This window comes from Streptomyces sudanensis (assembly GCF_023614315.1).
Lineage (GTDB): Bacteria > Actinomycetota > Actinomycetes > Streptomycetales > Streptomycetaceae > Streptomyces > Streptomyces sudanensis.
Map to the genome: position 1 here is coordinate 290,464 of NZ_CP095474.1, position 12,544 is coordinate 303,007.

Here is a 12,544-nt window from a genome sequence, read left to right on the forward strand (position 1 = left end):
TCGTACGCCNGCCCGCGGCCAGGGCCCCGACTCCGGGAAGGACTTCCCCGCATGACCACCACCTCCCCCGAGACCTCGCGGCGGCGGGCGTACGACGCGCTGACGGCGGCACGCGCGCGCACCGCCCTGCTCACCGACTGCGTCGACGATGCCGAGCTGACCGCCCAGCACTCCCCCCTGATGTCGCCGCTGGTCTGGGACCTGGCGCACATAGCGAACCAGGAGGAGCAGTGGCTGCTGCGCGGCGTGGGCGGCCGGCCCGCGCTGCGGCCCGGGATCGACCCGCTGTACGACGCCTTCCGGCACCCCCGCGCCACCCGCCCGTCCCTGCCGCTGCTGCCTCCGCGCGAGGCGCGGGCGTACGGGGCCGAGGTGCGCGACCGGGTGCTCGACCTCCTCGACGGGGTCCGGCTGGAGGGCGATCCGCTGGTGGACGACGCGTTCGTGTTCGGGATGGTCGCCCAGCACGAACAGCAGCACGGCGAGACGATGCTGGTCACCCACCAGCTCCGGCGGGGGCCGGCCGCGCTGACGGCGCCCGTCCCGCCCCGTCCCGACGGCGGTGCGGCCGGGCTCCCGGCCGAGGTGTGGATACCGGGCGGCGCGTTCACGATGGGCGTCGCACACGGTGAGGAGCCGTGGGCGCTGGACAACGAACGCCCCGGCCACGTGCGGTTCGTACCCGGGTTCCACCTGGACGCCGTGCCGGTGACCTGCGGCGCGTACCGGGAGTTCGTCGAGGACGGCGGTTACCGCGACCCGCGCTGGTGGGCGCCCGAGGGCTGGGAGCTGATCCGGCGGCACGGCATCGGCGCCCCGCTGTTCTGGCGGCGCGAGGGCGGCCGGTGGCTGCGGCGGCGCTTCGGGGTCGTGGAGCCCGTACCGGACGACGAGCCGGTGCTGCACGTCTGCTGGTACGAGGCCGACGCCTACGCCCGCTGGGCGGGGCGGCGGCTGCCGACGGAGGCCGAGTGGGAGAAGGCCGCCCGCCACGACCCGGCCACCGGCCGGTCGCGGCGCTACCCGTGGGGCGACGCCGACCCGACGCCAGACCACGCCAACCTGGGGCAGCGGCACCTGCGGCCCGCGCCGGCCGGGGCGTACCCGGCGGGGGCCTCCCCGTTGGGCGTGCGGCAGCTGATCGGCGACGTGTGGGAGTGGACGGCGAGCGACTTCCTGCCGTACCCGGGCTTCGCGGCGTTCCCGTACCGGGAGTACTCGGAGGTCTTCTTCGGGCCGGCGCACAAGGTGCTGCGGGGCGGTTCGTTCGCGGTGGCGCCGGTGGCGTGCCGGGGGACGTTCCGGAACTGGGACCTCCCGGTGCGGCGGCAGATCTTCGCCGGGTTCCGCACGGCGCGGGACGCGGGGTGAGGCGCTGATGTGCCGCCACGTCGCCTGGATCGGTGAGGGGGAGGTCCCCCTCGGGGAGTTGCTGGTGGCGCCGCCGCACGGGCTGTACCGGCAGTCGTGGGCGCCGCGCCGCCAGCGGTACGGGACGGTCAACGCGGACGGTTTCGGCGTCGGCTGGTACGCACCGGGCGACCCGGTGCCGGCGCGCTACCGCCGCGCGGGGCCCGTGTGGGCCGACCCGTCGTTCGCGGACCTGACCCGGGTGGTGCGCTCGCACGCGGCGCTGGCCGCCGTGCGGGACGCGACCCTGCCCGGCGCGGACGGGGAGGCCGCCGCCGCGCCGTTCGCCTCGGGGCCGTGGTTGTTCAGCCCCAACGGGGCGGTGGCCGGCTGGCCCGGCACGGCCGCCGCGCTCGTGGCCGGGCTGCCGCCCGCCGAGCTGCTGGAGCTGGAGGCCCGCAACGACTCGGCGTTCGTGTGGGCGCTGGTGCTGCACCGGCTGCGGCGCGGCGAGGAACCGGCCGGGGCGCTGGCCGGGGTGGTCCGCGACGTGGCCGCGGTGGCGCCCGGGTCGCGGCTGAACCTGCTGCTGACCGACGGCACGGCGGTCGCCGCGACCGCGTGGGGCGACACCCTGTGGTACCTGGCCGGGCCCGGCCGCCGCACGGTCGTCGCCTCGGAGCCGTACGACGACGATCCCGGCTGGTGCGAGGTGCCGGACGGGACGGCGCTGACCGCTGGCGCGGACGGCGTCGCGGCCGGCCGCCCGATCGCCGGGCCGGTCCCTTCCCCCTCCCCCGATCCGTGCACCCGGCACACCGCCGCCGAACCGTTCGAGGAGTCCCCCGCGTGAGCCCGTTCCTGCTGACCCGCACCCTGCCCGAGGGCACGACCGGCGCCGATCTCCGCGCCGACGTGCTGGGGGGCCTGACCCGCACGCCGAAGGAGCTGCCGCCGAAGTGGTTCTACGACGCGCGGGGCAGCGAGCTGTTCGAGGAGATCACCCGGCTGCCGGAGTACTACCCGACCCGCGCCGAACGGGAGATCCTCGTCGCCCGGGCGGCGGAGATAGCCGGGGCGACCGGCGCCCGCACACTGGTGGAGCTGGGGTCGGGCTCGTCGGAGAAGACCCGGCACCTGCTGCGTGCGCTGCGACCGGGGCTGGTGGACTACGTGCCGGTCGACGTCAGCGAGTCGGCCCTGGCCGGCGCGGCCGGGGCGCTGGCCGAGGAGCTCCCCGGGCTGCGGGTGCACGCGCTGGTCGCCGACTTCACCCGGGGGCTGGCGCTGCCGGGCACGCCGGGGCCCCGGCTCGTGGCGTTCCTCGGGGGCACGCTGGGCAATCTGCTGCCGCGCGAGCGGGCGGTGTTCCTGCGGTCGGTGCGGTCGCTGCTGGAGCCGGGTGACGCGCTGCTCCTCGGTACGGACCTGGTGAAGGACGAGGCGACGCTGGTCGCGGCGTACGACGACGCGGCGGGGGTGACGGCGGAGTTCAACCGGAACGTGCTGTCGGTGCTGGCGCGGGAGCTGGGCGCGGACGTCGATCCGGGCGACTTCGACCACGTCGCCGTGTGGGACCGGGACAACGAGTGGATCGAGATGCGGCTGCGGGCGCGGCGCGCGCTGACCGTGCGGTTCCCGGAGCTGGACCTGGTGGTGCCGTTCGCGGCGGGCGAGGAGATGCGGACGGAGGTGTCGGCGAAGTTCCGTCAGGAGGGGGTGGCGGCGGAGCTCGCGGCCGCCGGGCTGGCGCTGTCGCGGTGGTGGACGGACGAGGAGGGGCGGTTCGCCCTGTCGCTGGCGGCGGTCTGACCGTACGGGCCGGTAGGCGCGGGCACGTGGACGGTGGTCGCCGGTCCGGCGACCGCCGTCCGCGCCGCGCGGGCGAGGACCCCGCGGTCGGGGTGGGCGCCGGGCCGGAGCGGCGCGAGGAGCCGGATCTCCGCGGTGATCCGCCCGGCCGTCGCGATCCGCCACAGCGACGCGGCCAGCGGGTCGTCGCCGACGAACGCCGCGGGGCCCAGGGGCCGGTAGGTGATCCGCACGGGCTGGACGGGGGCGCCCGCGTCCAGCGCGGCCTGGAACGCGGCCGGGCGGAACCTGCCGTGTGCCCGGCCGCACCAGGTGGAGCCCTCGGGGAAGACCACCACGCGGTGCCCGGCGGCCAGGGAGCGGGCCAGGGAGCGGACCGCGTCCGGCAGGGCGCGCAGGCGGTCCCGGTCGATGAAGAGGGTGCCGCCGAGGGCGGCGAGCGGGCCGAGCAGCGGCCAGTGCCGCACCTCCCGCTTGGCGACCATCCGGCCGGGCAGGACGGCCGCGACGAGGGGCACGTCCAGCCAGGAGACGTGGTTGGCGACGACGAGGAGCGGCCCGGGCGGCGGCGGGGCGCCGACGACGCGGATCCGGACGCCGAAGGCCCGGAGGACGGCCCGGCACCACAGGCGGGTCAGCCGGTGGCGGGCCGCCGGGGCGAGCGGCGCGGCGAGTGGGGCGAGGACCACCCCGGCGAGGACGGCGGCCAGCCCGGCGGCGAGGCGCAGCGCCGCGCGCAGCGGGCCGGCCACCGGGTGAGCGGAGGTGGCGCACCCCTCGGGGGTGCAGGGCGCGGACGGCAGCCAGGCGCTCATCACTCCGCGCCGAGGGAGAGGAAGTGCCGCAGGTAGCGGGGGTTGGTGCGGCGCAGCGACAGCAGGACGTACAGGTCGGCGACGCCGAAGTCCGGGTCGTGGGCGGGGGCGCCGCACACCCAGGCGCCGAGGCGGAGGTAGCCGCGCAGCAGCGGCGGGAGTTCGGTGCGGGCGGCGGGCCGGACGACGCCCTCGGGGGACCACAGGCGGCGCGGGGTGACCCAGTACTCCTCGGGGGCGAGGTGCTTGGCCTTGACGGTGTCCCAGGTCGCGGCGGCGAGCGCGCCGCCGTCGGCGAGCGGCAGGGAGCAGCAGCCGGCGAGCCAGTTGTGGCCGGTGCGGGCCATGTACCGGGCGATCCCGGCCCAGATGAGGGAGATGACGGCGCCGTTGCGGTGCGCGGGGTGCACGCAGGAGCGGCCGACCTCGACGAGGTCGTCGCGCAGGGGCGCCAGGCGGGTCAGGTCGAACTCGCCGTCCGAGTAGAGGCGTCCGGCCACGCGGGCCCGCTCGGGCGGCAGGAGGCGGTAGGTGCCGACGACCTCGCCGGTGGTCCCCTCCCGCACGAGGATGTGGTCGCAGTACGCGTCGAAGGCGTCGCTGTCGAGACCGGGTTCCGGGCCGTCGATGCGCGCGCCCAGTTCACCGGCGAAGACGAGGTGCCGCAGTCGCTGCGCGGCCCGCACGTCCTCCTGCTCGCGGGCGAGGGAGACCCGGTAGCGGAGCGCGGGCTCCGGGGTGGCCGGGACGGTGGTGACCGGGGCCGGGGTCGTCAGGGACATGGGTGGCTCCTTGGCCGGGCGGCGGGGGCGGCCGCGGGGGTGCGGTGGCCCGTACCCCTACTTCTCCCGCCGTCACCTGGATTCGACGTGACCGTTCGGCGGAACGGAAATGTGCGGCGGTTGAATGCCCGGTTCGCCGCCCGCGGCGGACGGCCGCGGACCCGGAGGGCGGAACGGCGCCCTCCGGGCCGCGCGCCGCCGGTCCGCCCGGCTCCCGGCCGGCTCCCGGCCCGGAGGGGCGGCGCGTGCGCGCGGGGCCGTACGCCGCCCGGCCGTCCCCGCCCCGCCCCGCCTCGCGGTCGCGGGCGGCCTGGGGCACCGTGGAAAGGGTGCGCCGGCGGGCGCGCGCCACCGGCGACGAGGAGGCGGTCATGTCACACCACACGTATCGCGTCACGGAGATCGTGGGCACCTCGCAGACGGGCCTGGACGAGGCGATCCGCAACGGGATCGCGCGGGCCGCGCAGACGCTCCACAACCTGGACTGGTTCGAGGTGACGCAGGTCCGGGGGCATCTGGAGGAGGGGAAGGTGGCGCACTACCAGGTGGGGCTGAAGGTGGGCTTCCGGCTCGACGGGCCGGACGCCGGCGACGAGCCCTGAGCGGCCCCCGCACGGCGCGGGGCGGTCGGCCCGCCCGCGGCGGGGCCGGGCGCCGTCAGGTGCGGCCCTCCGTCTCCTGCGCCTGCCGCAGCGCCCGGGAGCCGAGCGCCCAGTCGGCGCGTACGACGCGGAAGCCCGCGCTCTCGGCGGCCTCGCACACCAGCTCGTCGTCGTCGACGAGCATGCGCACCTCCCGGTTCCGGCTGATCCGGCGCAGCACCTCCATCTTGGTCAGCCGGGCGGGCCGCCGGTCGCCGTCGCGGCGCATGTGGAGGCGCCCCGCGGGCAGGCCGTGCGCCGCGAGCCAGTCGAGGCTGTCCCGCCGGCAGCGCTCGGGCCGCCCGGTCAGGTAGCGGACCTCGTACCGCCGGGCCGCCTCCAGGCACAGGGCGACGCCGGGCGGGAGGGGCGGGTCCTGCGGGGCGGCGCCGAAGAAGGCGTCCCAGTCGCGCGGCGCGCGCTCCAGGAAGTGCTGCCGGTGCCGCGCGTCGGAGAGGGTGTTGTCCAGGTCGAACACGGCCAGGGGTCTGCTGTCGCTCCTCACCCCACCAGCGTAGGCACTCCCCCGGCCCCGACGCGCCGACCCGGCGCGGGCCTCTGCGCCGGCGTGCGGCACCCCGCGCGTTCGCCCCGGCGTTTTCGGACCGCCTGGAGGGCGGGGACGGGGAACGAACGGCGGGGGCCGCTCCCCGCACCTGCGTGGGAAGCGGCCCCTGGGGGCGGGAAGGGATCAGCCCAGTGGGAGGTCGACGCCCGTGCCCAGGTGCTGGACGTGGGTGCCGCTCAGTGCCCCGGCGTACACCTGCACCTCGTCGACGTCGCCGTGCAGGTATTCGCCCCAGCCGTCACCGGCCTTCGCCCGGCCGATCTGGAGTGCCCCGGAGCTCCGCAGCCCCTCCGGGAGGGACGCGGTCGCGCCCGGACCGGTCTGCCCGTCGAGGTAGAGGCTCACCCGGCCGGCGGCCCGGTCCTGGACGACCGCCAGGCGGCGGCCCGGCCCCCAGCCACCCTCCGCGGCGCTGATCTGCGACACCACCGTTTCCGGTGCCCCCACCTCGTCGCGCTGTGGCATCACCAGCTGCCATGCCTGCGCGGAGGGGTCGTAGCGGACCTTGAACACGTCCGTGTTCTCACCGGCTTGCGACAGCACGGTCATCGGGCGGACCGGATCGGGGTCGGTGAGGCGGACGACCACGCCGACGGTGAAGCTTTCCTCGGTGTCCACGAGGGGAGTGCCGGTCGTCGCGTACCCCGCCGTGCCGTCCAGTTGCAGATGGCCGTCACCGACGAGGGCGTAGGGCACGTCGGGGCAGTCCGGGTCGATGCCGGGGATGCAGGAGCCGTCCGGTCCGCGGTGGATCGCGGCGCCGGGGCCGAGGGCCAGCGGCTTCCCGCCGTTCCGTTCCGGGCTGGTGCCGCCCGCCGCGTTCTCCAGGGACCAGTGTCCGAGGAGGACCGGCCGGCGGTGGGCGAGTTCGGTGAGCTCGTCGGGTACGACGACCCGGTCGTGGACCCGGACGTCGCCGATCTCGCCCTGCCAGCGGTCACGGTAGCCGTCACCGTTGCGGGCGCGTCCGATCTGGAAGGCCCCCGTGGTCGTCGCGGAGGGCACGGTTGTCGCGCCGGAACCGACCTCGCGGCCGTCGACGTACAGCCGCGCCCGGCCCGTCTCCGCGTCGTACAGGCCGAGCAGATGGGTCCACCTGCCGTTCTCCGGGGTGCCGCCGACGACGCGGGTGCCACCGACTGCGAAGGACCAGAGGGGCCCTTCGTCCTGAGCGCGCAAGCCCAGGACGAACCCGGCGTCACCGCCCGCGTCCTGGCTCACGACGGTCGCGTTCCGGTCCGTGCTCGCGGGGCGCGTCCAGGCGCTGACCGCGAAGGTCTTGCGCGAGTCGAGGACCGGGACGTTCGGGGTGAGGAACCCGTGGCTGCTGCCGTCGAGGGTGGCGACGGAGGCGACGGACGCGCCCCGGGGGCCATCGGTGCCGAAGACCACGCCGGAACCGGCACCGGCGGCGGGCCCGGACCGGGCGGCGGCGACGGTCGACCCGGGTGCGTCCGAGAGTGTCCAGTGGGCGACGGGGGCGCGCCCGGGCCGGACGGTGAAGCGGTACGTGGAGGCCGCGCTGACTCGACCGGCCCGGTCGACCGCCTGAACGTCGAGAGAGGTGGGGCCTTCGCGCAGGGACAGGTGACGGATCGTGGCCGGGCCGCCGGGTTCCCCGGTCCCGACGGTCAGAGACGGCCCGCCCGTGAACTCGTAGCGGTAGGCGACGACGTCATCCGACGGGGAGTCCACGGTGAAGCCGACGTACTCGCCGACGCCGCCGCGAGGTTCCTCGTCCGGGTGGTCGGAGGAGGTGACGACCGGCTGCCGGGGGCTGGTGTCGTCGCGGACGAACTGGCAGACGGATCCGCCGCCCTCGTCGCTCCAGGCGGAGGCGGCCGTGCCGTCAGAGGCTCGCACGTGCCAGGAGATCACCGTGTCCGCCGGGGTGTCCTCCGGCATCCGCCACGTGTGCCGGGTTCCCGACACGGTCGAGGTGGTGGTGTGCGTCCGGCGCTGCTCGGTTCCGGCCGCGTCCGTCCACCAGGCTTCGAACCGTCCCTCGACCATGTTGCCCTCGCCCGGCCGGTCGTCCTCCTCCGGGTCGTGGAGGACGGCACCGAGCGTGGGCGGCCCGTCGACGTACGGCAGTTCCCCGCCCACCGCGCACGGTCGACCGCCGGTCTCCAAATTCTGGACGAGAGGCTGGAGCGGCGGCAGGTTGCCTGTGGCATGGGCCGTGCCGGGCAGGGCCAGCAGAGCGGTGGCCAACCCTCCCACCACGAGACGCCTGCGTCTCTCCCTACTCCTCTTGTTCCCTGCCGAGTTCATGGTTCTCCTCCCCCTCGCTCCCCTCACGGATCATCCGTGCCGCAGGAGGCTAACAGGGGTGTCGGCACCGCTCAGTCGCTTTCCCGGGATCGAAGGCCCGGTGGCGCGTTTCTGCTCAGAGGCGGCCGGAACGTCCCGCGCGGTGCCCGGGTGGAACCCGCCGGGACCGGCGGGCCGCGCGTGGGAGTTCGCACAGCCACGGCCGGGCTTCCGGGCCCGGAAGCCTGACGGGCCAGGCCGGGCGGGGGCCGCTGCCGGCTCGTTTCCCCACCCGTGCCAAGGGCGGGGCGGGCCGCGGGGTGGATCCGCACGGGAAGTTCGTGCGGGTTCTCCGCGGTGATCCGCTGGTGCGTGTCGAAGAGGTCACCGCTCTTCTCCCGGACCGCCTCGCGGCCCATGCGGCCGAGGACGTCGGCGAAGTCCGGGTGTCCTCCCCGGAGGACCCGGCGCCGCGCGGTCCGGTGCGGATCGCGGACCTGGCGGGGCGGCCGATGGTGATGTTCCGGCACGGGTACGACCTGCGGGAGCTGACGGTCGCGGCGTGCCGGGCGGAGGGGTTCGAGCCGTCGTTCGCCGTGGAGGGCGGCGAGATGGACGCGGTCCTCGGGTTCGTGCGGGCCGGGCTGGGCGTGGCGGTCGTGCCGGGCATGGTGGCGGCGCGGGCGGGGCGGGACCTGCGGGTCACGGCACTCGCGCCGCCGGGGCTGCGGCGGACCGTCGCGCTGGCGCACCGGAGCGACGTCGCGCCGCCGCGCGCGGCCCGCGAGCTGCGGCGGGTGCTGCTGCGGTCGACCGCGGAGGGCTGAGCGGCCGGTCCCGTCACACCGCGTCGGCGAGGACCAGCGTGTGGATGCGGTCCGGGGCGCCGGGGCGGGCGTAGTACCAGCCCTGGGCGGTGTCGCAGCCCAGGGCCCGCAGCTGCTCGGCCTGGACGGCGGTCTCCACGCCTTCGACGGTGACGGCGAGGTCCAGGCTGTGGGCCAGGGAGACGACGCCCTCCACGATCTTCGTGTCGACCGGGTCGGCCGGGTGCTGCTGCATCCCGCGGGTGAAGGAGCGGTCGAGCTTCAGGACGCTCACCGGGAGGCGGCGCAGGTTGGCCAGGTTCGAGTAACCCGTGCCGAAGTCGTCCAGCGCGATGTCGACGCCCATCTCGGCGACCTGCCGCATGGGTTTGAGCAGGTCGTCCTCGGCGCCGATCAGAGCCGACTCGGTCACCTCCAGGCACAGGGCGCCCGGGGGGAGGCCGGAGCGGTCCAGGACGTCGGTGATGTCGCCGACCAGGCCCGGGTGGTGGAGCTGGGTGGGCGAGAGGTTGACGTTGATGCGCAGCGGGCCGCCGTCGGTGTGGCGCCGCTCCCAGAACCTGGCCTGCCGGACCGCCTCCTCCAGGACCCAGCGGCCGAGCGGCACGATCAGGCCGGTGTGCTCGGCGAGCGGGATGAACCGGTCGGGGCCGAGCACGCCGTGCTGCGGGTGGCACCAGCGGACCAGTGCCTCCGCGCCGTGCACGGTGCCGTCGCCGAGGTGGACGAGGGGCTGGTACTCGATGAAGAACTCGCCGCGGTCCAGGGCGGCGGGCAGCGCGGTCGTCAGCCCGTGCCGGGTGATGGCGCGGGCGTCGGCCTCCGGGTCGGCCCGCTCGTACCGGTTGCCGCCCGCCGACTTGGCCCGGTACATGGTGATGTCGGCGCTGCGCAGCACGTCCGCCGGGGCGTGCTCGCCGGCGCGGCCCTCGACGATGCCGATGCTGCCGCGCACGGTGATCTCGCGGCCGTCCAGGCTGATCGGGACGGACAGGGCGCCCAGGATGCGGCAGGCGAGTTCCTCGGCCTCCCGCACGGTGACGTCGGGGCCGGTGGTGAGCGCCACGAACTCGTCGCCGCCGAGCCGCGCGACCATCTCGCCGGGCGCGGTCGCGCAGGACTGCAGGCGGTCGGCGACCTCCACGAGGAGCCGGTCGCCCGCGGCGTGGCCGAGGCTGTCGTTGATGGCCTTGAAGCCGTCGAGGTCGAGGTAGCACAGGCCGAAGCGGGTGTCCCCGCCCGCCGCGAGGGCCTTCTCCAGGCGTTCGGAGAACAGGCTGCGGTTGGGCAGCCCGGTCAGCGCGTCGTGGGTGGCCTCGTAGCGCAGGCGGAGGTTGAGCAGCCGCCGCTCGGTGGTGTCCTCCAGCAGGGCGAGCTGGTACTGGGGGCGGCCCTCGGCGTCGCGCAGGAGGGAGACCGTCAGGTTGGTCCACAGGACGGTGCCGTCGGAGCGGTAGAACGGCTTCTCCACGCGGAAGTGGTCGCGCTCGCCGCGCACGAGCTCCCCGTACAGGTTCCAGACGTGCGGGGCGTCCTCGGGGTGGACCCACTCGGTGACCCTGCGGCCGCGGACGTCCTGCTCCAGGCCGCCGAACATCCGGGTGAGGGCGCCGTTGACGTCGAGGACGTTGCCGTCGAGGTCGGCGATGCCGATGCCGATGGCCGCGTCCTCGAAGACGGCGCGGAAGCGGACCTCCGTGGCGTGCAGGGCCTGTTCGGCGAAGGCGCGGGCGGCGAGCGCGGACCGGGCGATGGCCTCCTGCTCGCTGAGGGTCCGCTCGCGCAGCGCCCGGGGCGAACCCGGCGGCCAGGGCGTGCTGGAGGCGCGCGCAGCGGGCCCGCAGGTCGTCGGCGGGCGTGTCGGCGCCGGCGCCGCAGTACAGCACCAGGTACGAGTCGACGACGCCGAGCGTGCGGCTCAGGGCGTCCGGGTCCGTGCAGTGGGCGGCGACCAGGGCGGCCCCCACCGACTGGGCGGGGGCGACGTCGAAGGGCCTGGCGCGCAGGGCGGCGCTGAGCCGCCGGGCGAGCGGCAGCAGGTACTGCTCGAACTCGGTGCGGGTCAGGGACGTGGCGGTGACCGGGAAGATGGCCCGGCCCCATATCGTCGCGAACCGCCGGAGCCTGTCCTCCAGGCCGTCGGGTTCCGCCGTGGAACCCGACGCCTGCGCCAGCGTGCTCACCCCTTGCGCCCCACCCCGGCGAAGCCCGAGAAGGCGTAGGGATCCTCCTGCTCGGGCGGGGTGTCGGGCCGCCAGTACGGCATCGCCACGAGGCCGGGCTCGACCATCTCGCAGCCGTCGAAGAACCGGGCGACCTCGTCGCGGGACCGCATCACCAGCGGGCGGCGGATGTCGCGGTAGACGCCGATGGCGCCGTCGGCCTGCTCCTCGGAGGCGGGGATGCACTCGAGCGAGGCGTGGGTGAGGATGAGGAGGCTGCCCGGCGCCAGAGCGTCGCGGAGCCGGGCGACCGCCTCGTACGGGCGGTCGGCGTCCTCCAGGAAGTGCAGGACGGAGACGAGCAGCAGCGCCACGGGCCGGTCCAGGTCGAGGAGCCGGTCCACCTCGGGGCTGCGGAGGATCTCCTGCGGCCTGCGGAGGTCGGCGGCGACGATCTCGGCGCGGTCGTTCCCGTCGAGCACGGCCTTGCTGTGGGCGACGGCGACCGGGTCGTGGTCGACGTACACGACGCGCGCCGCGGGGTCGGCCTGCTGGGCGACCTCGTGGACGTTGCCGAACGTCGGGATGCCGGAGCCCACGTCGAGGAACTGCGTGATGCCCTCGCCGACGGCGTGGCGCACGGCGCGGCGCATGAACGCCCGGTTGGCCTGCATGGTCTTGGGCAGGCCCGGAAGGAACTCCATCGCCCGGCGGGCGGCTTCGCGGTCGACCTCGAAGTTGTGGGAACCGCCCAGGTAGTAGTCGTATATGCGGGATACGCTCGGCACCGACAGGTCGATGCCCGGCGGGGCCCAGGCGGGACGGTCCATCAAATCTCCAACAGTCGCCATGGCGTTCGGTCTTGTGGTGGCCTGCGTTCGAGCCGAGGCTACTGATCGCCCGCCGGGAGGGCGAGAGGAAACGGAAAAAAGCGATCCGTTCTTGGTCACAGACTGTCCACAAGTGCGCATCTCCGGAAACGGCCCGACAGTCCCGCGAGGAGCGGGGCGAACGGGCCGCTTCCGGGCCGAAATCACGCGCCGGACACTCTACTTGGGCGATCCGGCCGGTTCTCCACCGGGAGGTGCGGTGTGCGGACGCCGCCCGCGCCCCGGGTGCCGCTCCGGCGGCCTCCTCGCCGCCCGGCGGCACACCGGTGCCGCCCAGGAGCCCCGCGGCTTTGAGGCGGGCACCGGCTCCACCCCCGGCGGCGGGCGCCGCGCCGGCGGGCGTCCGGAGGTGGCCGCCGGGGGTCCGCCGGCGCGGGCGGCGCCCGGAGTCCGGGCGGATTCCCCCGGTGGACGGGCGGGGGCCGGGCCGGCCCGGCCCCCGCC

At 75.8% G+C, this 12,544-nt stretch carries 9 protein-coding genes and 2 pseudogenes; 5 read left to right on the top strand and 6 right to left on the bottom strand.

All coding sequences use genetic code 11. From position 1 onward, the window contains the following. The first annotated feature begins 51 nt into the window (after positions 1-51). The 3 genes from egtB to egtD are packed head-to-tail and all read left to right on the top strand — an operon-like array spanning position 52 to position 3,162. Entirely contained in the window at positions 52-1,371 is a 1,320-nt protein-coding gene (egtB, locus tag MW084_RS01330) for an ergothioneine biosynthesis protein EgtB (RefSeq protein ID WP_275563429.1), read from the top strand. Positions 1,372-1,378: 7 nt separating this feature from the next. Then, positions 1,379-2,203, top strand: a complete 825-nt coding sequence (gene egtC, locus MW084_RS01335) for an ergothioneine biosynthesis protein EgtC (RefSeq protein WP_010475580.1) — start codon at positions 1,379-1,381, stop codon at positions 2,201-2,203. Then, complete coding sequence (gene egtD, locus MW084_RS01340) at positions 2,200-3,162, top strand: L-histidine N(alpha)-methyltransferase (RefSeq protein WP_010475578.1); 963 nt, start codon at positions 2,200-2,202, stop codon at positions 3,160-3,162. Before egtC ends, egtD begins: the two co-directional genes overlap by 4 nt. Here the strand turns inward: egtD and MW084_RS01345 are convergent. Together MW084_RS01345 and MW084_RS01350 are read right to left on the bottom strand one after the other, a co-directional pair. After that, a complete protein-coding gene (locus tag MW084_RS01345; RefSeq protein WP_029553889.1) occupies positions 3,060-3,977 on the bottom strand; it encodes a lysophospholipid acyltransferase family protein in 918 nt (305 codons plus the stop codon). The two genes, egtD and MW084_RS01345, sit on opposite strands and share 103 nt — an antisense overlap. Then, complete coding sequence (locus MW084_RS01350) at positions 3,977-4,759, bottom strand: GNAT family N-acetyltransferase (protein ID WP_010475573.1); 783 nt, start codon at positions 4,757-4,759, stop codon at positions 3,977-3,979. The genes MW084_RS01345 and MW084_RS01350 overlap by 1 nt, the downstream gene beginning before the upstream one ends. 371 nt (positions 4,760-5,130) lie before the next feature. Between MW084_RS01350 and MW084_RS01355 the strand changes: the two genes are divergently transcribed. Further along, positions 5,131-5,361, top strand: coding sequence for a dodecin (locus MW084_RS01355; protein WP_029553888.1), 231 nt, complete (start codon positions 5,131-5,133; stop codon positions 5,359-5,361). A 55-nt stretch (positions 5,362-5,416) separates the two neighbouring features. Here MW084_RS01355 and MW084_RS01360 read toward each other — a convergent pair whose 3' ends face one another. Both MW084_RS01360 and MW084_RS01365 read right to left on the bottom strand, forming a co-directional pair. Then, the gene (locus MW084_RS01360; RefSeq protein WP_029553887.1) at positions 5,417-5,905 is read right to left on the bottom strand and encodes a phosphatase domain-containing protein; all 489 of its coding nucleotides are present in this window, start codon (positions 5,903-5,905) and stop codon (positions 5,417-5,419) included. 186 nt (positions 5,906-6,091) lie between these two features. Then, positions 6,092-8,242 carry a LamG domain-containing protein gene (locus MW084_RS01365; RefSeq protein ID WP_193789371.1) on the bottom strand — a complete coding sequence of 717 codons (2,151 nt, stop codon included), beginning with the start codon at positions 8,240-8,242 and terminating at the stop codon, positions 6,092-6,094. A 419-nt stretch (positions 8,243-8,661) separates the two neighbouring features. On the opposite strand from MW084_RS01365, the pseudogene MW084_RS01370 reads away from it, so the two are divergent. Further along, a pseudogene (locus MW084_RS01370) lies at positions 8,662-9,048 on the top strand (LysR family transcriptional regulator substrate-binding protein); the annotation flags it as partial. A gap of 13 nt (positions 9,049-9,061) precedes the next feature. Here the strand turns inward: MW084_RS01370 and MW084_RS01375 are convergent. Both MW084_RS01375 and MW084_RS01380 read right to left on the bottom strand, forming a co-directional pair. Then, positions 9,062-11,231 (bottom strand): annotated as a pseudogene (locus MW084_RS01375) (putative bifunctional diguanylate cyclase/phosphodiesterase). Then, positions 11,228-12,040: an SAM-dependent methyltransferase gene (locus tag MW084_RS01380; RefSeq protein WP_010475057.1), complete on the bottom strand. Its 813-nt coding sequence runs from the start codon at positions 12,038-12,040 to the stop codon at positions 11,228-11,230. The pseudogene MW084_RS01375 and the gene MW084_RS01380 overlap by 4 nt, the downstream one beginning before the upstream one ends. Positions 12,041-12,544 lie beyond the last annotated feature (504 nt).